The organism is Nocardioides salsibiostraticola, from assembly GCF_054783655.1.
Genome location: NZ_BAAGQD010000004.1, coordinates 67,557 through 90,255, shown reverse-complemented (window position 1 = coordinate 90,255; position 22,699 = coordinate 67,557). Strand labels below are relative to the sequence as shown.

The window sequence follows — 22,699 nt, the reverse complement described above, 5'->3', positions numbered from 1 at the left end:
GACCGCAACGGGTCGCGGGCGGCTCAGGGGGTGCATGCGAGGATGACGCAGTGAATGAAGCGGTGACCAGATGGTGACGAGAACGGTGAGCGCCTCGATGGAGGTGTGGTCCTACGGCGAGAGTGAGATCGAGCTGCAGGTGGCCGTGGCCCGATCCCCCGGGCTCGAGGTCAGCGACGAGCTGAGCGTGCGGCACAACGGCAGAAGCCTCGACATGATCGAGATCCCGGCGCCGCACCACGGCCGTCAACACGTCCTCACCCTTCCGGACGGTCTGTCCTACCTCACCTACAACGCGGTGGTGATCGGCGAGGCGCAGGTCCCCGAGGCCGACCCGATGGATCTGTCGGTCCACCGGCGCCCGAGTCGCTACGCCACCTCCGATGAGTTCGGCGGGTTCGCCGTCTCCGAGTTCGGCCACCTGAGCAACCGGGATCTCCTGCCCGCCATCTCCGCCTGGGTCGGCACCCGGCTGCAGTACGCGCCGGGCAGCAGCGGCCCCACCGACGGAGCCGCTCAGACACTGTTGAAGGGTGCCGGAGTCTGCCGTGACTACGCCCACCTGGTGACCACGCTGCTCCGCGCCCTGGGGGTGTCCGCCCGGCTGACGGCCGTCTACGCCCCCGGGTGCGATCCCATGGACTTCCATGCGGTCGTCGAGGCGTTCGTGGAGGGCGGCTGGTACGTCGTGGACTCCACAGCGCTCGCTCCCCGATCGTCCCTGGTCCGCATCGCCACGGGGCGCGACGCCGCCGACACCGCCTTCATGTCGACGATCCGTGGAAACGTGGCCCTGAACTATTGCGGGGTCACCGCCGTGGCCGACGACGGGCTGCCCGCCGACGACCTGTACCGCATGGTGCGCATCTCCTGATCGCCCAGCTGCGGGTGCCAGCGCTCAGCCACCCCTCCAGAGGAGTCCAGTCATGACGAAGACCATCCTGATCACCGGGGCCACCGACGGCATCGGTCTCGCGGCAGCCACCCGGCTGGCGGCGCAGGGCCACGATCTGCTCCTGCACGGACGCAACGCGGACAAACTGGAGGCCACCGCGCAAACCGTCCGGGCCGTCGGCGGCGGAGGTGAGGTCAGCACCCTTCTCGCCGACCTCTCGGACCTCTCCGAGGTGGAGCGCCTCGCGGCCGACGTACGCGCGCAGCGAACCGAACTCGATGTGCTGATCAACAACGCCGGGGTCTTCCGCACCGAGGTGACCACCACCTCGGACGGTCTGGACGTCCGCTTCGCCGTCAACACGATCAGCCCGTATCTGCTCACCCAACGTCTGCTCTCGCTGTTCGGTCCGACGGGCCGCGTGATCAACCTGTCCTCAGCAGCCCAGGCGCCGGTCGACCCTTCAGCTCTCGCCGGGCAGGCCACGCTGTCGGACGGAGCGGCGTACGCCCAGAGCAAGCTGGCTCTGACGATGTGGTCGGCACACCTGGCCGGGACTCTGAAAGAGAGCGGCCCCGTGATCGTCGCGGTGAACCCGGGTTCGCTGCTCGCCACCAAGATGGTCAAGGACGCCTTCGGGGTCGACGGCAACGACATCGCCATCGGCGCCGACATCCTGGTCCGCGCCGCCCTCGACGAGGAGTTCGCCGACGCCTCCGGGAAGTACTACGACAACGACGCCGGCCGGTTCGCCGACCCCCACCCCGACGCCCTGGACCCGAAGAAGAACCTGACGCTGACCGATCGGATCGTCGCCATCATCGATGGCCTGGCGCCGAACCCTCGGTGAGTCATGATGGGTCGATGACGTCATCCGACTCGAATCGCCCCGCCGCTTCACAACCCGTCGTCGACACCGTTTCCGGACCCGTCCGCGGGATCGTGGAGAACGGCGTCGCCACTTTCCGTGCGGTGCCGTACGCCGCTCCCCCGTTCGGTGACCTCCGGTTCGCAGAGCCGAGACCACCTGCGCCGTGGACCGAGGTCCGGGACTGTCTCGAGCCCGGCGCGACCGCTCCGAAGTCGCCGTACCGCGAGGAGGTGGCCGATCTGCTGCCTGAACCCGACCTCCCCGGCGAGGACTGCCTGCACGTTAATGTGTGGAGTCCCGACGCCGAACCGGCCGACATCGATACGGCAGGCATCGATACGGCGGGCATCGATACGGCGGGACACCCGGTCTTCGTGTGGATCCACGGGGGCGCCTTCCAGAACGGGTCGAACGCGGTCCCGATCTACGACGGCTCCACCTTCGCTCGTGACGGAGTAGTCGCGGTGAGCGTCAACTATCGCTTGGGCGTCGACGGATTCGCGCGCCTGCCGGGGGCTCCCGACAACCGTGGGCTCCTCGATCAGATCGCGGCCCTGGAGTGGGTGCGCGACAACATCGCGGCATTCGGAGGCGACCCCACCCGGGTCACGATCTGCGGTGAGTCGGCCGGAGCGATGGCCGCGACCACGCTGACGGCGATGCCGGCCGCCCGTGGTCTCTTCCATCGCGTGATCGCCCAGAGTGGCGCGGGACACCACGTGGTGAGCACCGAGACCGCCGACAAGATCTCCGCCGCGCTGGCCGACCTACTTCAGGTCGAACCCAGCGCCGGGGCGTTCGCCGGAGTACCCCTCCCTGATCTGTTGGAGGCGCACCGCCGGTTGAACGCGATGGTGGGAGCCGATCCCGATCCGGCCAAGTGGGGTGAGGTCGCGGCGAACGCGATGCCCTTCGAACCGGTGGTCGACGGGGACTCGCTTCCCGGTGTGCCCTACGACCTGATCGCCAGCGGCCGGGGCGCCGAGGTAGACCTGTTGATCGGGAGCAACGACGACGAGCACGCGCTGTTCCTCTACCCGATCGTCGAGGCCGTCGAGGAAGATCGCGTTCGACTCGTCGTGGCCCTCCTCGGGGCCACCGAGGCGGCGTACGAGACCTACGTGGATCGCACGGGGTCGACCCGCCCGGGAGACGTCATGGTCGCTGCCCTCACCGACTGGTTCTTCCGGATCCCCGCCCTGCGCCTGGCGGAGGCGCGCACCGCGCTGGGGCAGGACTCGTTCGTCTACGAGTTCGGCTGGACGACTCCCGTGATGAGCGGGGTGCTGCGTGCTTGTCACGCCCTCGAGGTCGGGTTCGTCTTCGACACCCTGCAGGTTCCCGAGGGCCACGCGCTGGCCGGAGAGGAACCACCACAGTCGTTGGCCGACGACATGCACGCCGCGTGGGTGGCTTTCGTGCGTGACGGTGACCCGGGGTGGGCGCCCTACGGCGAGGAGCGCATCACCCGGCGTTTCGGCGGAGTCGGGGATCGACAGGTCCTCACCGACCCGGAACCGGAGCGACGGTTGCTCTGGCCGCATCGCTGAATCTCCACTCCCGGGGGCCGACACACTCTTCCTGAACGGGCCGCTGCGGGAATAGCTGATGCCTTATGACGGTTCCTTCTGCGTCTCGTAAACGCGTCACCCAGCCCGCCTCGCGAGGATCCACCCGCATCGGCGTCGGGCCCGCGGTGGACGCTTCGGCGCGCTCGACCGGCGTCCTCATCGGCGTCCCCGAAACCCGAAAGATCCGTGAACGTCCAGTCCGTCATGGTCACCGACGCGTGACCGGCCCCTACCCCACCATCTCTCCATCGAAGGAGTCACCATGAGCACCCCCATGAAAGCGGCCGTCTTGGCCGAGTACGGAAACGCCCCCGAGGTCGCGGAGATCGACCGACCGGAACTGCCCGACGACAGCGTGATGGTCGAGGTGCACGCGGCAGCGATCAACCCGGTCGACTGGATCATCATGGACGGCTACATGAAGGAGATGCTGCCCTACGACCTCCCCTGGACCGTCGGGTACGACGTCTCCGGACGCGTGGTCGAGGTCGGGTCCGCTGCTGAAGGGTTCTCCGTCGGCGACGAGGTATTCGCCCGCGCCTCGGGGATGCAGGCCGGCACGATGGCCGAGTATGCCGCCATCAAGAGCGGTGATCTGGCGCAGAAGCCCGCGGGGATCTCCCACGCCGAAGCGGCCGGGGTCCCCCTCGCCGGCCTGACGGCCTGGCAGGCGTTGTTCGACAAGGGTGACCTGAAGCCCGGAGAGCGGGTGCTGATCCACGCCGGTTCCGGCGGCGTCGGCACCCTGGCCATCCAGATCGCCAAGAACGCCGGCGCCTGGGTGGCCACCACCGCCAGCGCCGCGAACAAGGACCTCGTCCTGGGGCTCGGCGCGGACCAGGTCGTCGACTACGCAGCGGAGCGTTTCGAGGAAGTCGTCGAGCCGGTCGATCTCGTCTTCGACATGATGGGGGACGACACCCTGGCGCGCTCCTTCGACGTGGTGAAGCCCGGTGGCGTCGTGGTGTCGATCAAGGGTGACGCCCCCGAGGGGCTGGCCCAGGCACGCGACGTCACCTTCCACCAGTTCTTCATGCAGCCCGACGGCCAGCAGCTCGGCGAGCTGGCTGCGCTGCTGGACAGCGGTGCGGTCCGGCCGGTGCTCGACCGCACCTACCCGCTCGACGAGGTCGCCGACGCCTACGAGTACGCCCGCGCCGGTGGACCCAACGGGAAGGTCGCCGTCTCAGTCCGTTGATCTCGCGATCAGGTCCGAACCGCCACCGTGAGCAGGACGGCAGAGTCCTCGACGGCCTCGAGGGAGTGCCGGGTGTCGGGAATGGTGAGCAGATCACCCGGTGAGCCGTTCCATCGGACCTCCCCCGCGACGAGGGTGACGCGACCCTGCAGAACCTGCAGGGTCGCTTCGCCCGGGTTCTCGTGCTCGTCCAGACTCGACCCAGCCTGAAGCGCGATCAGCGTCTGGCGCAACGAGTGCTCATGGCCGCCGTAGACGGTATGGGCACTGCGCCCGCTGGACGCGGAGACCGCCTTCTCCAGATGGTGTCGAACCAGCGCGGTCAGTGACTCTTTCTGCATGGGTGCTCCTCATTGCTCGCACGGATGATTGGTCGCCCTCAGATGAACAGCAGTTGGGCGCCGTCGGTCTTCTCGATGAAGTCGGCGGCGCTGATGATCGCCTCGACCTCGTCGTAGAGGTCCTCGGACTCGAGGTGCTGCATGTCCGCGGACATGCGGCAGGCCCAGAGGTGGCCACCGGAATCGACGATCTGCTGGAGAAACTCCGGGACCTCGGGTACGCCGGCTTCCTCGATCGACTTCTTCATCTGGTGGGTGGCCATGGCGGTCATTCCGGGGAGACCGCCCAGGCCCTGTGGCATGTGGGTCGCGGTGTTGCCGAGCATGGAGAACTTCAGATCGCCCATGGTCGACTTGTTGATCATGTCGAAGCCCCAGAAGGTGAAGAAGAGGTGCGTCTCCACTCCCTCGCCGAGGGCGGCATTAGCCATGATCAGGCCTGGGTAGGCCATGTCGAGGTTCCCTTTGGAGCAGATGATCGCGAGCTTGCGACCCGTGGCCTCGTCGTCGAACGAGGGGATGATCGGGCTGGCTTGGATGGTGGTCATGGCTGTCTCCTCAGTCGACTCACACGCAACCGCGGGGCTTCGGAAGCCCGGCGATGTAGGCCATCTTCTTGGCCGGTTTCTTCGGGAAGAGCGAGAACAACTGCTTGGTCGGGATACCACCGAGGGTGGAGACCCGTCGAAGCGTCGCGGTCTCACCGTGCTCGGGGTAATCGCCGCGCAAGAACTCGATGGCCTTCCAGTGGTCCGGACCCAGGTCGATGCCGATCTGCGTCGCCAGAACCTTGCCGAGTTCTTCGCTCCACTCGTCGTACTCCGTCATGAAGCCCTCATCGTTGACGTGGATCTCGTGGCTTCCGAGAACGGTGACGGGCATGTCAGACCTCCTGCTTGGTGGGTGATGCGTCGGGTTGGTGCTTGCCCGCCATGGACATCAGGGCGGGTAGGGGGACGGGTCGCCCCGGGAGTAGGACATTCCAATAGATCCAGCGAAAGGCCAGCTTGCCGAGGTGGTTGGCCCGGGTCTCTTTGAGCAGGTCCAACGGTCCCAGGACGGGCACGGGGTATTTGCCGGTCAGCGGTTGGGTGTCGTAGTTGAAGTCGATCAACAGGGCTTTGTCGTCCCCGGACTCGACGAAGCAGTTGGCGTGGCCGTCGAAGGCCCCGGTCATCGGCAACCCGGCAATGTGTTGGACGAAGTTGTCGACGAAGATCTCGACCGCGAAGTGGGCGACGGAGCCGGCCTTCGAGGCCGGGATGTCGCAGGCGTCGCCGATCGCGAAGATGTTGGGGAACTGCGTCGAGAGCTGGGTGTGCTTGTCCACCGGCACGTAGTTCAACTCATCGCCCAGGCCGGAGCGGGCGATGAAGTCCGCCCCCATGTTGACCGGGACCGTCACCAGCAGATCGAACGGGACTTCGCGTTCGTCGTAGGAGATGAGGACCTTGCGTTCCTGATCGATTCGCTCGACGAGGAAGTCGGTCTCCACCCGCACGTTTCGCTCGTCCAGCATCCCGGCCAGGTGGGCGGAGGCCACCGGTTGGGTGAATGCTCCGTCGAGCGGAGTGACGTAGACCAGCTCCACGCGGTCGCGGAGTCCCTGCTGGCGCAACCACGACTCGGTCAGGAAGGTGAACTCCAGCGGTGCGACGGGACACTTGATGGGCATCTCCGTCACGTGGACGACCAGCCTGCCGTGATCGAAGGTCTTGAGCGCCGCAGCGAGCGACTCAGCGCCTTCGAGGGTGTAGAAGTCGAAGATGCTGCGCCCCCACTCGGGCCCCAGCATGCCCTCGGTCTGATCCGGTCGCGGAGTCGTGCCGGTCGCGATGACCAACTGGTCGTAAGGCAGTCGCCGTCCACCCTCCAGCACCACGGTGTTGTCCAGCGGATCCACGAGTTCGATGGTGCCCATGACGAGATCGACGCCGTCGGTGAGCAGCTTGCGGCGCGACCGGACGACCTGGTCACGGGAGTACCCGTCGAACGGTACGAACAGGTAGCCGGGCTGGTAGTGATGCTTGTCGTCCTGATCGACGACGGTGATACTCCACCCGGCGCGATCGAGTCGCCGCCGTAACTTGTTCGCCACCATGGTTCCGGCGGTTCCGCCGCCCAGGACGATGAGATTCAACATGTCGCTCCCTCGAGTTGTTCGAGACGGGGTGTACTCACACCTCGACGCTAGATCCGTCGGGGATGAGCCGGCAGTGTCCAAAGTCCCCTGTTGATGGGGACCCTGGCGGGACCAACGACACCGCAACTGGTGACCTCCTCCTCTGAACGTTCACCTCGATGGGCGACACATTGAGAGCACCAACTGAGGAGGTCATGACCATGTCGGTCACGAAGAAGAACCGCGTCACGCACACTGCTTCCCCTCGCACCGAGGGTTCCACCGGATTGACCCAGACGGCGGCCAGGGCGGTCGCGGTCCTACGGATCGGCTTCGGACTCACCTTCCTGTGGGCCTTCTTCGACAAGCTGTTGGCGTTGGGATACGCCACCGGATACAACCAGGACGGCGTACTCGACCGCTTCGGCGACGCAGCCTGGATCAACGGCGGCAGCCCCACGGAGGGTTTCCTCGCCTTTGGCGCAGACGGACCCTTCAAGGGCTTCTACAACAGCATCGCCGGGGCGGCCTGGGCCGACACCCTGTTCATGTTGGCGCTGCTCGGGATCGGGCTGGCACTCACTCTCGGAGCGGCGATGCGACTCGCCGCAGGCTCCGGCGCTCTGCTCTACGTGATGATGTGGACCGTGGTCCTGCCCCCGGACAACAACCCGGTGTTGGACGACCACCTGTTGGGGGCAGTCACCCTGGTCGTGCTGGCCCTGGTCGGCGCGGGGATGACATGGGGCCTGGGCTCCAGGCTCGAGAAGACCGAACTGGTCCAGAAGTACCCCGTACTTCGCTGAACCACCCGAGTCACCCCCGAATGGCACCACCACCTCCGCCCCGTCAACTGGGGGCGGAGGTGGTTGTCGTTCGTGGCCCCGGTCAGACCGCGCCGCTCGCTTCGCGGTCCGGCATCTCTGCGGGGTCGACGGCCGGTCCCCCGACTCTCATGGCCAGGAAGGCCAACGCGCCGGTGAGCGCGAGTGTGACGGCCAGACCCAGGGACACCGAGCCGGTCATTGCCACCATGACGTAGCCCATGGTCGAGGCAACGGCGGCCAGGATCATGTAGGGCAACTGCGTGGTCACGTGGGTGATCACGTTGCACCCGGCCCCGGTCGCGCTGAGGATGGTGGTGTCCGAGATCGGCGAGGCGTGGTCGCCCGAGACCGCCCCGGCCAGCACGGCGCCCATGGCGGGCAACAGGAGCTCCGGGGCATCCAGGGAGTTGATGATGCCTCCGGCCAGAGGAATCAGCAGGCCGAAGGAGCCCCAGGAGGTGCCGGTGGCGAAGGCCATCGCGGCAGCCAAGAGGAACACGATCGGGATCAGCCAGGACGGGGAGATCGAGGAACTCTCGATCAGACCGGCCAGATACTCACCGGTGCCGAGACTCTCGATCAGGGCGCCCAGCATCCAGGCGAGGATCAGGATGCTGACCGCGGGCATCATCGACTTCACCCCCTCGAACCAGGCGCGACCGAAGGTGCTTCCGCCGAACTTCGGGTTCTCCGAGGTGTCGCGGGCGTAGTAGTAGATCGCGCCGGCCAGCCCGAGGAACCCGCCCACGATGAGAGCAAAAGTCACATCGGTCTCGGCCAGGATGTCGACCACGGACCACGTGCCCGCCGCGCGCTGTCCGGTCCAGATGATGCCACCGAGCACCCCGGCCACGAGCAGGGCGAACGGGACGATCAGGGCGAGTTTGGCACCGGGTCGGTGCACCGGCAGATCCTCCGCGAGTTGGCCGGGGATCTCCTCGTCGGAGTCGAAGCACTGACCCTCCAGGATCGCCCGCCGCTCCTCGGCGCGCATCGGCCCGAAGTCGAACTGCATCGTCGCCACCAGAGCGACCAACAGCAGCGCAGCGAAGGCGTAGTAGTTGGCTGCAGCCGCCTGCATGAAGGCACCGATCTCGCTGATCTCCAGTGAGGAGTCCGCGACCTCGATCCCGATCAGACCGAGGATGAACGCTCCCCAACTCGAGAACGGCACCAGGACCGCCACCGGAGCCGAGGTGGAGTCCACCAGGTAGGCCAACTTGGCGCGGGACACCCGGTGGGTGTCGGTGACGGGTCGACTGACCTGACCCACGGCCAAGGCGTTGAAGTAGTCGTCGACGAAGATCGCCATGCCCAGGAACGCCGGCAGCAACGTCGCGCCCCGGCGGGTCGTGATGCGCTCCTGGGCCCAGTCGGCGAACGCGCGGGTGCCGCCGGACATGGTGATGAAGGCGGTGATCACCCCCAGCGTGAGGGTGAAGATCAAGATGTACACCTTGACGGTGTTCACCTCGCCGTCCAGCCAGAAGATGTCACCGAAGGTGCCCAGGACCTGGGTGACTGTGCTCCACGGCGAGAAACCCTCGATGAGAAGGGCCGCGGCCACGACCCCGAGGCCGAGGCTCAACAACACCTTGCGGGTAGCCACCACCAGACCGATCGCGAGCAGGGGTGGCACCAGCGTGAGGATCGGATAGTTGTCGACCATGGTTCTCTCCTCCGAGCGGGTGAAGGGAAACGATAGACCCGACTCCGCGTCGGGCACCACTGTCCGCGCCGCGGATTCTGCTTGTGGGTGAAGTAGTTTGACGCCGGTCGATCTGGCAATACTCAACTGAGTCGATGCTCGACTGCGTCAGGAACCCCTGACGCCAGACGTACCTCCACACGACGGGTCAGTGAGGAAACACATGTGCCGCGTTCTCGCCTATATCGGACCAGAACTACCGCTCGAGAGTCTGCTGTTGAAACCGGAGAACAGCCTGGTCAACCAGACCCTCGATCCGGAGCTGCATCCGCTGCTCCAGTTGGCGGGATGGGGGTTCGGTGCCTGGAGCGAGCACCTGCTGAAGCCGGAGGAACCCTTTCTCTACCGCAGGCCGATGGCCGCCTTCTACGACGACAACGCTGTTGGCATCATCCCGAGCCTGCAGGCCAGCACGATGCTGGCGCACGTGCGGGCCGCGGCGTACGACTCCAAGACCGTCCTCGTCGACGAGAACTGTCACCCGTTCTCCTACACCTCGACCCCCTGGATCTTTGCCCAGAACGGAGCGCTGCCGCACTGGAAGATTCTGCAGCGAGAGCTGCTTGGCCATTGCAACGACGTGTATCTGAAGCAGATGGCCGGCACCACGGACACCGAGTTTCTCTACGTTCTCCTGCTCTCACTGCTCGAGGGCGACAGCTTCGAGGACGTCCAACGAGGCTTCGAGGAGATGCTGCGACTCATCGTGGCGGCCATGAAGAAGCTGGACCTGGTGGCACTGACCAAGCTGAAGATCGCGTTGGTCTCCCCCGACCGGATCATCGGGGTCAACTACGGCTCCGACGATCAGGGGCGGACCGAGGTCCCCGGCGATTGGAAGGAGCTGCGCAAGTCCGGACCCGGGACTGACGATCACCACCTCTCGATGCTTCTCGAACCCATGTACGTGCTGATGGGGCGGAACTTCCAGGACTACGAAGGCTCCTACGAAGTCGACGTGTGTGCCGAGGAGGAAGCCCAGTCCGCCATCTTCGCCTCGGAGCCGTTGACCGACGAGACCGACGACTGGTGGCAACTCGAGTTCGGCCACATCGTCTTCCTGGAGCGGTCCGGGGACCACGTCACCAGGCGGGTGAACCGACTCAAGGTGTAGCCGATCGGTTGGAACTCACAGCAGAGAGCGGTAGATCTCCAGGGTCTGCTGTGCGATGGCAGGCCAGGCGAAGGACTCCTCGGCACGCCGCCGTCCGGCGAGGCCGCGCTCCCGGGCGACCTCAGGGTCACTGACCGCCTCGACCAACGCTGCGGCGAAGTCGGCGACGTACCGGTCGGGGTCCAACGGAGTGCCGGTGCCGTCCTGCGCCTGCTCGATGGGTACCAACCAGCCGGTGGCCGGTTGCCCCGAGGCCGACGAGGCGTCGACGACTACCTCGGGGATCCCGCCGGTAGCGGTGGCCACGACTGCGGTCTCACACGCCATCGCCTCGAGGTTGACGATCCCGAGCGGCTCGTAGATCGAGGGGCAGGCGAAGACAGTCGCGGCGGTGAGCAACGCGACCACGTCCGGACGCGGAAGCATCTCGCGGATCCAGATCACGCCATCGCGCTGACTAGACAACCCGTCGACCAGATCCCGCACCTCCGCTTCGATCTCCTCGGTGTCCGGGGCACCGGCACACAGCACCAGTTGGACCTCGGGCGGAAGTTGCGCGGCGGCTCGCAAGAAGAGCGGTAGCCCCTTCTGGCGGGTGATCCGGCCGACGAAGATCACGCTCGGGCGGTCGGGGTCCACGCCGAGTTCGCGCACCCGGTCCGGTGCGTGCACCGGAGCCCAGTCGGTGGTGTCGATGCCGTTGTGCACCGTGTGCACCACGTCGGGGTCGATGGCGGGGTAGCTGCGCAGGATGTCCTCCCGCATGGCCGCGCTGACGGCGATGACGGCGTCGGCTGCCTCGTATGCGGTCTTCTCGACCCAACTCGAGACGGCGTATCCGCCGCCCAGTTGCTCGGCTTTCCACGGCCGCATGGGCTCGAGGCTGTGGGCGCTGATGACGTGGGGAATGCCGTGCAGCAGTTTGGCGAGGTGCCCGGCCATGTTGGCGTACCAGGTGTGCGAGTGCACCACGTCGGCGCCGGCGATGCCGCCCACCATCTCCAGGTCGACTCCGATCGTGCGGATACCTCCGTTGGCCTCCGCCAGTCCGATCGGATCGGTGTACCCCGTCGTCCCCGGCTCGTCGCGAGGGCCGTCGAAGCAGTGCACCCGTGCATCGACATCGTCGATGGCACGTAGAGCACGGACAAGTTCGGCGACGTGCACACCAGCGCCGCCATAGACGTGGGGAGGGTACTCACGGGAGACAAGGTCGATGCGCATAAGTCAAAACTTCCACTTTGGGTGTCGACGCGCAACGCCTGTCCGTACTAGTTTCGACTTTATGAGTTCTGCACCCAACCGCAAGAACGTTCTGGCCGTCGTACTTGCCGGGGGTGAAGGAAAGCGCCTGATGCCGTTGACCGCCGACCGCGCCAAACCCGCGGTTCCCTTCGGAGGCATCTACCGCCTGATCGACTTCGCCTTGTCGAACGTCGTGAACTCGGGGTTCCTCAAGGTCGTCGTACTGACCCAGTACAAATCCCACAGCCTCGACCGGCACATCAGCACGACGTGGCGCATGTCCACGCTGCTGGGCAACTACGTCACCCCGGTCCCGGCCCAGCAACGGGTCGGCAAACGGTGGTACCTCGGCAGCGCCGACGCGATCTACCAGTCGCTCAACCTGCTCAACGACGAACGCCCCGACATCGTCGTGGTGGTCGGCGCCGACCACGTCTACCGCATGGACTTCTCGCAGATGGTCGATGCACATGTGGAGAGTGGAGCCGGGTGCACGGTGGCTGCGATCCGACAGCCGATCGAGCTGGCCGACCAGTTCGGTGTGATCGACCTCGACGAGAAGTCGCCGGAACGGATCCGCGCGTTCCTGGAGAAGCCGACCGACCCGGTGGGGTTGCCCGATGCCAAGCACGAGGTGCTCGCCTCGATGGGCAACTACGTCTTCGACGCCGAGGCCCTGCGCGAGGCGGTGACCCGCGACGCCGAGCTGGAGCGGTCCAAGCACGACATGGGCGCCGACATCGTGCCGTGGTTCGTCGACCGCACCGAGTCGGCGGTCTACGACTACAAGGACAACGTGGTGCCGGGATCGAACGAACGCGATCGTGGCTATTGGCGAGACGTCGGGACGATGGGTTCCTACTACGCCGCCCACATGGACCTCGTCGCCCCACTGCCGGTGTTCAACCTCTACAACAGCCAGTGGCCGATCTACACCAGCTACGGCCCGCAACCCCCGGCCAAGCTCGTGGAGGGACACGACGGAGCGCCGATCTCCACCGTCAACTCGATCCTGTCGCCGGGTGTCGTGGTCACCGGAGGCTCGGTGAACGGTTCGGTCCTCTCGCCCGCCTGCTACATCGACACCGGCGCCGAGGTGAACGACTCGGTTCTCCTGCCCGGCGTGCGCGTCGGTGAGGGCGCCGTGGTGCGCAACTCGATCATCGACAAGAACGTGGTCATTCCGCCCGGGGTGCAGATCGGCGTGAACGCCGAAGAAGACCGGGCCCGAGGCTTCGTCGTCGAGGACGGCCTCACGGTGTTGGCCAAGGACCAGCAGGTCCCCGGATGAATGACTCCCGCGCCGGCACCACGGCGCGTGCGGAGGACCTCATCGATGTCGCACACCTGGTGACCGCGTACTACACGCGCGTCCCCGACCCGGAGAGCGTCGATGAGCAGGTCGCGTTCGGAACGAGTGGTCATCGCGGCAGCAGCCTGAAGACATCCTTCAACGAGACGCACATCCTGGCGACCACCCAGGCCATCTGTGACTACCGCAAGGACGCCGGGTACGACGGCCCCCTGTTCATCGGCCGCGACACCCACGGCCTCTCCGAACCGGCCTGGGCCACGGCACTGGAGGTGTTGGTCGCCAACGACGTCACGGTTCTGGTCGACGACCGGGACGGGTACACCCCCACTCCGGCGGTCTCCCACGCGATCATCCGCGCCAACCGGGGCAAGACCTCCGGCCTCGCCGACGGGATCGTGGTGACGCCGTCGCACAACCCGCCGGGCGACGGCGGTTTCAAGTACAACCCGCCTCACGGCGGACCGGCCGACTCCGACGCCACCGGCGTCATCGCCAAGAGGGCCAACGAACTGATCGCTGCCGGTCTGGGGGACGTGCGTCGTACGACCTATGAGAAGGCTCGTCGAACCGTGGGGTCCTACGACTTCCTCGGAACCTACGTCGACGATCTACCTCAGGTCCTCGACCTGGACCGGATCCGGGAGGCAGGTGTCCGGATCGGGGCCGATCCCCTCGGCGGTGCCAGCGTGGCCTACTGGGGCGAGATCGCCGAACGGCACCGTCTCGACCTCACGGTGGTCAACCCGTTGGTCGACGCGACCTGGCGGTTCATGACCCTCGACTGGGACGGCAAGATCCGGATGGACTGTTCCTCCCCCTCCGCCATGGCCTCGCTGATCGAGCGCAAGGACCAGTACGACATCGCCACCGGCAACGACGCCGACGCCGACCGGCACGGCATCGTCACCCCCGACGCAGGGCTGATGAACCCCAACCACTTCCTCGCCGTGGCCATCGGCTATTTGTTCGGCGGCGCCCGTCCGGACTGGCCGCAGACCGCCCGCATCGGCAAGACCTTGGTCTCGTCCTCGATGATCGACAGGGTCGCGCACTCACTGGACAAGCCGTTGGTGGAGGTCCCGGTCGGGTTCAAGTGGTTCGTGCCCGGCCTGATCGACGGGTCCTTCGGCTTCGGCGGCGAGGAGTCGGCCGGAGCCTCGTTCCTGCGCCGCGACGGCGGCACCTGGACGACCGACAAGGACGGTCTGATCCTCGCGCTGCTGGCCTCGGAGATCCTCGCCGCCACCGGTCGCAGCCCGAGCGAGCACTACGCAGATCTGGTCGCCCAACACGGGGAGCCGGCGTACGCCCGGATCGATGCGCCGGCCGACCGCGCCCAGAAGGCCAAACTGGCCGCGCTGGCGCCGGAGGACGTGACGGCCACCGAACTTGCCGGGGAGAAGATCCTGAACAAGCTCACCGAGGCACCGGGCAACGGTGCCCCGATCGGTGGGCTCAAGGTCACCACCGAATCGGCCTGGTTCGCGGCCCGGCCCTCGGGGACCGAGGACGTCTACAAGATCTACGCCGAGTCGTTCCAAGGTCCCGAGCACCTCGCGCAAGTACAGGACGAAGCGCGGGACGTCGTCACCGCAGCTCTCAGCGGCTGAACCCGGACCACCTTCTGCCCGACATCGAAGGGGCCGTGCTGGGGCTCAGTGGGCCAGCCAGAGCACCCCGGCGGGCGGGAGTTGCAGCGCTGCCGAGGCCGGCATCCCGTGCACCGGGATCTCCTCGGCGACCACGGTGCCGAGGTTGCCGACCCCGGACCCGCCGTAGATCTCGGCATCTGTGTTGATGACCTCTCGCCACGTGCCGGTCGCAGGCAGACCCACTCGGTAGTCGTGGTGGGGTTGACCGGAGAAGTTCGCGACGCAGACGACCTGGGATCCGTCGGCTCCGATGCGGACGAAGGAGATGACGTTCCCGCCGGTGTCGCTGGCGTCGACCCACCGGAAACCGTCGGGAACGTTGTCCTGGCTCCACAGCGCCGAGGCCCCCCGATAGGTGGCGTTGAGGTCCCTGACGAGGTGCAGGATCCCACTGTGCAGCGGGTCGTCGAGTTCCGCCCACGCCAAAGACTCCGACTCGGCCCACTCGGACTCCTGACCGAACTCACCGCCCATGAACAGCATCTGCTTGCCGGGATGCGCCCACATGAACGCCAGCAGGCCACGGACCCCGGCGGCCTTGTTCCACGCATCACCGGGCATGCGCCCCCACAGGGACCCCTTGCCGTGGACGACTTCGTCGTGGGACAACGGCAGCACGAAGTTCTCGGTGAACGCGTAGTCGATCGCGAAGGTCATCTCACCGTGGTGGTACGAACGGTGCACCGGTTCGTGGCCGAGGTAGGACAGCGTGTCGTGCATCCAGCCCATGTTCCACTTGAAACCGAACCCGAGCCCTCCCCCGTCCGTCGGCCGGCTGACCCCCGGCCAGGCCGTGGACTCCTCGGCGATCATCATGACGTGCGGGTGGTGCTTGTAGACCGTCGCGTTGAGCTCCTGCAGTAGTTGCACCGCCTCGAGGTTCTCGCGACCCCCGTGAACGTTCTGCGCCCACTGCCCGTCCTCGCGGGAGTAGTCGAGGTAGAGCATGGAGGCAACCGCGTCGACCCGAAGGCCGTCGAGGTGGAACTCCTCGAACCAGTAGAGCGCGTTGGCGACCAGGAAGTTGCGAACCTCGTGACGGCCGAAGTCGAAGACCAGCGTCCCCCAGTCGGGCTGTTCGCCCCGTCGCGGATCGGCGTGCTCGTAGAGCGGCGTCCCGTCGAAGCGGGCCAGCGCCCACTCGTCCTTGGGGAAGTGGGCCGGCACCCAATCGACAATGACGCCGAAGCCCTGTTGGTGGAGCTGGTCGACGAACCAACGGAAGTCGTCAGGGCTTCCGAACCTGGAGGTCGGCGCGTAGTACGACGTGACCTGGTACCCCCAGGATCCTCCGAACGGGTGCTCGGCGACGGGCATCAACTCGACATGGGTGAAACCGGTGTCGGCGAGATAGGCGCCGAGTTCCACGGCCAACTCCCGGTAGCCCAATCCGGGACGCCAAGAGCCCAGATGCACCTCGTAAACGCTCATCGGCGATTCCAGCGGCGAGCGTTCGGACCGCTTGGCGGTCCAGGCAGCGTCGAGCCACGTGTGCGTGGAGCCCGTCACCACCGATGCCGTCATCGGTGGCACCTCGGTGCCGAAAGCCATGGGGTCGGCCTTCTCGCGCCAGGCGCCGTCGGGGCCCTGGATCTTGAACTTGTAGGCGGTGCCCGGCCCGACCCCCGGCACGAACAGGTCCCAGACCCCCGAGCCGATCGGTCGGAGCGGGTGCTCGTCCCCGCCCCAGTAGTTGAAGTCACCGGCGACCCGGACACTTTGCGCGTTCGGGGCCCAGACCGCGAACGAGGTTCCGTCCGTGGGTCCGTCGGGTCCGTCGTAGGTCCGAGGATGAGCGCCGAGGACCTCCCACAGACGTTCGTGTCGGCCCTCGCTGAGGAGGTGTAGGTCCAACTCGCCGATGCTGGCGGGCCACTGGAAGCTCTGCGTCATGAAGTCAGCTGCGTTCGGTCGAGTGATGGGAAAGACTGAGGACGTGCGCCACCGCACGTGCGGGGTCGAGGCGGATGTAGTTGGAGTCGCCCCATTGGTAGGTCTCGCCGGTGACCTCGTCATGGGCCTGTAGGGCTTCCCCGGGGCCGAAGCCCAGCGCGGCGAGGTCGAGCCAGAGCGTTCCCTCACGCGTGCCCACAGGATCCAGCGAGACCACGACGACCACCGTGTCACCGGTGGCAGGGTCGCGCTTGGAGTAAGCGAGCAGGGCGTCGTTGTCGACGTGGTGGAAGCAGAGCGTGCGCATCTGCTGGAGCGCCGGGTGCGCACGCCGGATCTCGTTGAGCCGCGTCAGCCACGGCTGCAAGGACTCTCCGGCGGCGAGCGCGGCGGCGTAGTCGCGTGGACGCAGTTCGTACTTCTCCGAGTCGAGGTACTCCTCACCTCCCGGTTTGACCGCCTCGTGCTCGTAGAGCTCGAAACCCGAGTAGACGCCCCAGGTGGGAGCCAACGTGGCAGCGAGCGCGGCCCGGATGGCGAACATCGCCGGACCGCCGACCTGCAGGTGCTCGGGAAGGATGTCCGGGGTGTTGACGAACAGGTTGGGTCGTCCCACGTCCCAGTGATCGCGCAGATCGGTACCGAACTCGGTCAACTCGGTCTTGGTGATACGCCAGGTGAAGTAGGTGTAACTCTGGGTGAATCCGAGCCTCGCCAGGCCCCACAGCCGCGCAGGACGGGTGAACGCCTCGGCGAGGAACAGGACGTCGGGATGGTCGGCTTTGACCGAGTCGATCAACCAGGCCCAGAAGTCCGGTGGCTTGGTGTGGGGGTTGTCCACCCGGAACACGCGGATGCCGCGTTCGACCCAGTGCAGCGTGACCCGCAGCATCTCGTCGTAGATCGCCTGACGATCGTTGTCGAAGTTCAGTGGATAGATGTCCTGGTACTTCTTGGGTGGGTTCTCGGCGTAGGCGATGGTGCCGTCCGGAAGGGTCGTGAAGAACTCGGGGTGGGCCTCTACCCAGGGATGGTCGGGTGCCACCTGGAGGGCCAGGTCGAGGGCCACCTCCATCTTCAGTGCCGCGGCTCGTTTGACGAACGCGCGGAAGTCCTTCTCGGTGCCGAGGTCCGGGTGGATCGCGTCGTGGCCGCCCTCGCTTGCCCCAATCGCCCAGGGTGAGCCGTGATCGCTCGGGCCCGGAGTCAACGAGTTGTTGGGTCCCTTGCGATTGACCCGCCCGATCGGATGGATCGGAGGGAGGTAGACCACGTCGAAACCCATGTCGGCCACCCGGTCGAGTTCCTTGGTGGCTGTCTTGAAGGTCCCGTGGATCGGCGTACCGGAGGCGTCCACCCCGCCAGTGGAGCGCGGGAAGAATTCGTACCAGGAGCCGTACGCCGCGCGGACACGGTCGACCCAGATCGAGTGGGTCGCCCCCTCGGTCACCACCTGGCGCACCGGGAAGGCGTGCATGATCTGGTGCACATCGTCGGACAGGACCGGACCGGTGCGGACCCCGAGCGGCTGCTCCGAGGCTCGCAGGGCTGTGGCGGCGCCGTTCAACGTCGACTTGTGCTTGCGACGATCCTTGCGCCCGGCCACCTCGTCCAGGAGTTGAGCGGCCAGTTCGAGGTCGTTGGCGAGATCATCGGCGTTCTGTCCGACCCCCAGCTTGACCACGATGGCGTCACGGATAGTCGTCCAAGGATCGCTCCAGGCATCGATCCGGAAGGTCCAGAGACCGACCGCTTCGGGGACGATGGTGGCGGTGAACAGATCGGTGCTCGCGATCTGCTCATACATGCGGGTCGTCCGGTCGGCGCTGTCCCCCGGACCACGCCACACGACTGTCGCGGAGACCGCGTCGTGGCCCTCACGCCACACGAGGGCCGAGATGGGAACGTGCTCGCCCACCACCGCCTTCGATGGGTAGGTGCCGTCTCCGGACAGGGGTCGTACTTCGTCGATGCCGAGTCGGCCAGTCATCCGGTGGGCTCCCGTACGTCGGTGGCGTGCGTCACATCGACTCTATCAGCGAGGCTCGGTCCACAGACACCCGTGAAAGGTCGAGATCTGCTGTGGACTAGTCACTGCGGGGGGCCTTGAGCAGCAGTAGCGACCGCGCGCTGAGCCTCAACGAACCACCGGCGGCGAGAGGATCCGCCGAGGTCGGCGCCCCATCCGGGTTCGTCGTGTCGAGTGTCGGTTCGAAGGTTTCCCCGAACTCGACCCCCGGGAGTACGACGTCGATCGGCTCGGCGCCCGCGTGCATCAGCAGCAGCCACGAGTGGTCCGCCAACAACTCGCCCTCGCGGGTGCGCGATTGACTGTTCGAGCCATCGATCCACATGCCGAGGAACCGGCTGTCGTTCTGCTCCCAATCGGCCGTCTCGAGTTCCTTGCCGTCGGGTCGCAACCAGATCAGGTCCGGGTGGCCGGTCGGCGTGGTCCGGCCCTCGAAGAACTCCGGTTGCCGCAGCGCAGGGCTGCTGGCGCGCAGGTGGACGACCCGACGCGAAAAGGCCAGCATGTCGTTGGCCTCGTCGGTCTCCGTCCAGTCGATCCACGAGGTGGGGTCATCGAGGTTGTAGGCGTTGTTGTTGCCGCCCTGAGTCCGCCACCGCTCGTCGCCGGCCACGAACATCGGCGTACCGGTCGAGAGCATGAGGGTGGCGAACAGGTTGCGGGCCTGGCGCGCTCGCAGCGACAGGACCTCGACGTCGTCGGTCTCCCCCTCGACGCCGTGGTTCCACGAGCGGTTGTCGTTGGTTCCGTCGCGGTTCTCCTCGCCGTTGGCCTCGTTGTGCTTGTCGTCGTACGAGACCAGATCCCGCAGGGTGAAGCCGTCGTGGGCATCGATGAAGTTGATCGACTGCCACGGCCGGCGCAACGTGTGGTCATAGAGATCGGAGGACCCGGAGAGCCGACTCGCCAAGTCGTCGACACCTCCTGCGGCGCCGCGCCAGAAGTCGCGGACGGTGTCGCGATAGATGCCGTTCCACTCGGCCCACTGGGCACCGAACTTCCCGACCTTGTACCCCTCACCGGTCGCGTCCCAGGGCTCGGCGATGAGTTTGCACCGGGACAGCACCGGGTCGGTCGTGATCGCGGTCAGCAACGCCGAGTCGGGATCGAACGCACCACCGTTCGGTCGTCCCATCGTGCTGGCGAGGTCGAACCGGAATCCGTCCACCCCCAACTCGGTCGCCCAGTACCGAAGTGAGTCGGTGACCAGCCGGATCACCGTGGGCGAGCTCGCCTCGAGGGTGTTGCCGCACCCGGTCCGGTCGGCCATGTGACCGTCCTCGTCGTGCAGGTAGTAGGCCGGCGCCTCATAGCCGCGGAAGCTCAGCGTCGGTCCGTCCGGTCCGCCCTCGCAGGTGTGGTTGTAGACGACGTCGATGATGACCTCGATCCCCGCAGCGTGCAGGGCGGCCACCATGGTGCGGAACTCCTCCACCTCACGACCGGGCTCGCTGGCGTAGCCGGCGTGCGGAGCGAAGAAGCCCAGCGGGGAGTAGCCCCAATAGTTGTGTCGACCGGCGCGGATCAGCGAGGGTTCGTCGGCGAACGACTGGACCGGGAGCAGCTCGACGCTCGTGATCCCGAGCCGCAGGAGGTGCTCGATCACTGCGGGATGGGCGATACCGAGGTAGGTGCCGCGCAACGGCTCCGGCACGTCGGGGTGCTGTGCGGTGAAGCCCTTGACGTGTAGCTCGTAGATCACCGTCTCCTCGAAGGGGACCTCCGGTTTCACCCCGGTGTCTGGTCCTCCGGGACTGGTCACGACGCTGAGCGGAACGCTGCCCAACGAGTCCACCGGCGAGGGTTCGACGCCTTCGTGATCACCGGCGTACCCGTGCGCGGCCTCGATGTCCGTCACCGTCCCGCTGATCCGGCGGGCGTAGGGGTCGACGAGGAGCTTCTGGGGGTTACACCTCATCCCCGCGGCGGGGTCGTAGGGTCCGTGCACGCGGAAGCCGTACTTCTGTCCGGGGGTCACACCGGGGACCAACCCGTGCCACACACCGAAGGTCCGCTCCGGCAATTCGATCCGTCGCTCCGTGCCGTCGTCGTCGATCAGGCAGACCTCGACCCGTTCGGCGACCCTGCTGTCCACCGCGAAACGTACGCCGCCCGCTTCCGGGTGGGCGCCGAGCGGAAACGGTCTACCCGCGAGCACCTGGGCGTCGGGGGTGGGGTGCGTGGCCATGGGGTGAAGCCTTTCAGATGACGCGGGTCAGGGAGGTCGAAACAGTGCGTAGCGGTGGCCAGACCAGACGTCGGCTGGACCGATGGGTCAGTGGCTCAGGATCTGGCGCCCGGTCCCAGCCTCGACCACCTCGAATGATTCGGCGGCGAAGTCGACTCTGACCTGGAGAGATCCGCGGTGCATGACCATCCAGGAGTCCCCCTCCTCGACGCGGAAGTCGCGCAACGAGGGGTCGGAGAGGTCGGGATGGGACCGTCGGAGGGCGATCAGACGTCGGTAGAGGTCGAGGATCTCGGCGTGACCGGACCCGGTCGTCTCGGACCAGTCGAGCTTCGAGCGTTCGAACGTGGCCGGCGACATGGGGTCGGGTACGTCGGACTCCTTCCACCCGTGGCGACTGAACTCGCGGCGCCGCCCGGTGCGCACCGCGTCGGCCAGGTCGGGATCGGGGAACGAGGCGAAGAACTGCCAGGGTGTGGAGGCGCCCCATTCCTCCCCCATGAACAGCATCGGCGTGTAGGGCCCGAGAAGCACGATCGCGGCCCCACAGGCCAGGAGGCCCGGTGAGATGGTCGAGGAGATTCTGTCACCGGCGGCACGGTTGCCGATCTGGTCGTGGTTCTGCAGGTAGGCCAGGAAGGCCGAGCCCGCGACGTCGTCGATGTCTACCGGGCGCCCGTGCGTCCGACCCCGGAACGACGACCAGGTGCCGTCGTGGAAGAACGCACCGCGCAGGGTCTTGGACAGCGCACCGGGTGTCTCGAAGTCGGCGTAGTAGCCCTCCGTCTCGCCGGTCAGACGGACGTGCAGCGCGTGGTGCAGGTCATCGGACCACTGCGCATCCATCCCGAGTCCGTGGGCGGCCCGGGGAACGACCATCCGCGGGTCGTTCAGGTCGCTTTCGGCGATCAGCGTGAGTGGGCGACCCGCCGCCTCAGCGAGGGCCAAGACCTCCGTCGACAGGGTCTCCAACAGGGTCAGCGCCCGCCGGTCCACCAGCGCGTGGACGGCGTCGAGACGCAGACCGTCGACGTGGAAGTCGCGCAACCAGCCCAGCGCGTTGTCCAGGACGTAGGCCCGCACCTCGTCGGAGTCCGGACCGTCCAGGTTGAGGCCGGGGCCCCAGTCGTTGTGCCCGGCGAAGTAGGGGCCGAAGCGTCCCAGATAGGCGCCCGAGGGTCCGAGGTGGTTGTAGACCACATCGAGCAGAACACCGAGGCCACGGGCATGGCAGGCGTCGACGAAGCGCTTGAAACCGTCGGGGCCGCCGTACGGCTCGTGGACCGCTCCCCACAGGACACCGTCGTACCCCCAGCCGTCGGGACCGTCGAAGGAGTTGACGGGCAGCACCTCGACCAGGTCCACGCCGAGGTCGACGAGGTGGTCGAGTCGTTGGACCGCGGAGTCGAAGGTTCCGTCTGCGGTGAACGTGCCGATGTGCATCTCGTAGACCACAGAACCTTCGAGTGGCATGCCCGACCAGGTCTGATCGGTCCACTGGAAAGTGTCGTGGTCATAGGTCCGCGACGCTGCGTGTACGCCGTGGGGCTGCCACAGCGACCGTGGGTCCGGTAGCGGTGTCTCGTCGTCCTCGAGGAGGAAGGCGTAGTCGACGCCTGCGACATCGCTGTGCCACCAACCTGCCTCGCCACGTGCCATCTCGTGGGTTGCGCCGTCGACGACGACGCGCACTCGGGCGAGCTCAGGACACCAGACAGAAAACGGCATGG

Annotated in this window: 18 protein-coding genes; 8 read left to right on the top strand and 10 right to left on the bottom strand. The window is 66.7% G+C overall.

The features are described 5' to 3' along the window. Positions 1-85 precede the first annotated feature (85 nt). The 4 genes from ACYVLV_RS03185 to ACYVLV_RS03170 all read left to right on the top strand — a co-directional run bounded on the left by ACYVLV_RS03185 (position 86) and on the right by ACYVLV_RS03170 (position 4,535). A complete protein-coding gene (locus tag ACYVLV_RS03185; protein ID WP_460807641.1) occupies positions 86-874 on the top strand; it encodes a transglutaminase-like domain-containing protein in 789 nt (262 codons plus the stop codon). Between the two features lie 52 nt (positions 875-926). Then, the gene (locus ACYVLV_RS03180; protein ID WP_460807639.1) at positions 927-1,745 is read left to right on the top strand and encodes an SDR family NAD(P)-dependent oxidoreductase; all 819 of its coding nucleotides are present in this window, start codon (positions 927-929) and stop codon (positions 1,743-1,745) included. Positions 1,746-1,759: 14 nt separating this feature from the next. Beyond that, entirely contained in the window at positions 1,760-3,316 is a 1,557-nt protein-coding gene (locus tag ACYVLV_RS03175; RefSeq protein ID WP_460807637.1) for a carboxylesterase/lipase family protein, read from the top strand. Between the two features lie 283 nt (positions 3,317-3,599). Continuing rightward, the gene (locus tag ACYVLV_RS03170; RefSeq protein WP_460807635.1) at positions 3,600-4,535 is read left to right on the top strand and encodes an NADP-dependent oxidoreductase; all 936 of its coding nucleotides are present in this window, start codon (positions 3,600-3,602) and stop codon (positions 4,533-4,535) included. 8 nt (positions 4,536-4,543) lie between these two features. Here ACYVLV_RS03170 and ACYVLV_RS03165 read toward each other — a convergent pair whose 3' ends face one another. The 4 genes from ACYVLV_RS03165 to sqr are packed head-to-tail and all read right to left on the bottom strand — an operon-like array spanning position 4,544 to position 7,019. Beyond that, positions 4,544-4,876: a cupin domain-containing protein gene (locus ACYVLV_RS03165; RefSeq protein WP_460807633.1), complete on the bottom strand. Its 333-nt coding sequence runs from the start codon at positions 4,874-4,876 to the stop codon at positions 4,544-4,546. Positions 4,877-4,914: 38 nt separating this feature from the next. Then, positions 4,915-5,424: a DsrE/DsrF/DrsH-like family protein gene (locus tag ACYVLV_RS03160; protein WP_460807631.1), complete on the bottom strand. Its 510-nt coding sequence runs from the start codon at positions 5,422-5,424 to the stop codon at positions 4,915-4,917. Positions 5,425-5,443: 19 nt separating this feature from the next. Continuing rightward, the gene (locus ACYVLV_RS03155) at positions 5,444-5,758 is read right to left on the bottom strand and encodes a TusE/DsrC/DsvC family sulfur relay protein (protein ID WP_460807629.1); all 315 of its coding nucleotides are present in this window, start codon (positions 5,756-5,758) and stop codon (positions 5,444-5,446) included. 1 nt (position 5,759) lies between these two features. Further along, complete coding sequence (gene sqr / locus ACYVLV_RS03150; RefSeq protein WP_460807627.1) at positions 5,760-7,019, bottom strand: type III sulfide quinone reductase, selenoprotein subtype; 1,260 nt, start codon at positions 7,017-7,019, stop codon at positions 5,760-5,762. A 200-nt stretch (positions 7,020-7,219) separates the two neighbouring features. On the opposite strand from sqr, the gene ACYVLV_RS03145 reads away from it, so the two are divergent. After that, complete coding sequence (locus ACYVLV_RS03145) at positions 7,220-7,804, top strand: hypothetical protein (protein WP_460807626.1); 585 nt, start codon at positions 7,220-7,222, stop codon at positions 7,802-7,804. A gap of 82 nt (positions 7,805-7,886) precedes the next feature. On the opposite strand, the gene ACYVLV_RS03140 is transcribed toward ACYVLV_RS03145, so the two are convergent. Then, positions 7,887-9,494: a Na+/H+ antiporter NhaC family protein gene (locus ACYVLV_RS03140; RefSeq protein WP_460807624.1), complete on the bottom strand. Its 1,608-nt coding sequence runs from the start codon at positions 9,492-9,494 to the stop codon at positions 7,887-7,889. A 202-nt stretch (positions 9,495-9,696) separates the two neighbouring features. On the opposite strand from ACYVLV_RS03140, the gene ACYVLV_RS03135 reads away from it, so the two are divergent. Next, the gene (locus tag ACYVLV_RS03135; RefSeq protein WP_460807622.1) at positions 9,697-10,647 is read left to right on the top strand and encodes a class II glutamine amidotransferase; all 951 of its coding nucleotides are present in this window, start codon (positions 9,697-9,699) and stop codon (positions 10,645-10,647) included. Between the two features lie 15 nt (positions 10,648-10,662). Here the strand turns inward: ACYVLV_RS03135 and glgA are convergent, their stop codons facing one another. After that, positions 10,663-11,871 carry a glycogen synthase gene (gene glgA / locus ACYVLV_RS03130; protein ID WP_460807621.1) on the bottom strand — a complete coding sequence of 403 codons (1,209 nt, stop codon included), beginning with the start codon at positions 11,869-11,871 and terminating at the stop codon, positions 10,663-10,665. A 61-nt stretch (positions 11,872-11,932) separates the two neighbouring features. Here glgA and glgC point away from each other — a divergent pair, with 61 nt between their 5' ends. Beyond that, the gene (glgC, locus tag ACYVLV_RS03125; protein WP_460807620.1) at positions 11,933-13,183 is read left to right on the top strand and encodes a glucose-1-phosphate adenylyltransferase; all 1,251 of its coding nucleotides are present in this window, start codon (positions 11,933-11,935) and stop codon (positions 13,181-13,183) included. Beyond that, the gene (gene pgm / locus ACYVLV_RS03120; RefSeq protein ID WP_460807619.1) at positions 13,180-14,817 is read left to right on the top strand and encodes a phosphoglucomutase (alpha-D-glucose-1,6-bisphosphate-dependent); all 1,638 of its coding nucleotides are present in this window, start codon (positions 13,180-13,182) and stop codon (positions 14,815-14,817) included. Before glgC ends, pgm begins: the two co-directional genes overlap by 4 nt. A gap of 45 nt (positions 14,818-14,862) precedes the next feature. Here the strand turns inward: pgm and glgB are convergent, their stop codons facing one another. The 4 genes from glgB to treZ form a co-directional block, all read right to left on the bottom strand. Further along, positions 14,863-16,752 (bottom strand): 1,4-alpha-glucan branching protein GlgB, encoded by a 1,890-nt coding sequence (gene glgB, locus ACYVLV_RS03115; protein ID WP_460807618.1) that lies wholly within the window; start codon positions 16,750-16,752, stop codon positions 14,863-14,865. Between the two features lie 4 nt (positions 16,753-16,756). Continuing rightward, positions 16,757-18,742 (bottom strand): maltotransferase domain-containing protein, encoded by a 1,986-nt coding sequence (locus ACYVLV_RS03110; protein WP_460807616.1) that lies wholly within the window; start codon positions 18,740-18,742, stop codon positions 16,757-16,759. Between the two features lie 97 nt (positions 18,743-18,839). Continuing rightward, on the bottom strand, positions 18,840-20,969 hold the full coding sequence (glgX, locus tag ACYVLV_RS03105; RefSeq protein ID WP_460807614.1) for a glycogen debranching protein GlgX: 2,130 nt from the start codon (positions 20,967-20,969) through the stop codon (positions 18,840-18,842). An 87-nt stretch (positions 20,970-21,056) separates the two neighbouring features. Then, a complete protein-coding gene (gene treZ, locus ACYVLV_RS03100) occupies positions 21,057-22,697 on the bottom strand; it encodes a malto-oligosyltrehalose trehalohydrolase (RefSeq protein ID WP_460807613.1) in 1,641 nt (546 codons plus the stop codon). Positions 22,698-22,699 lie beyond the last annotated feature (2 nt).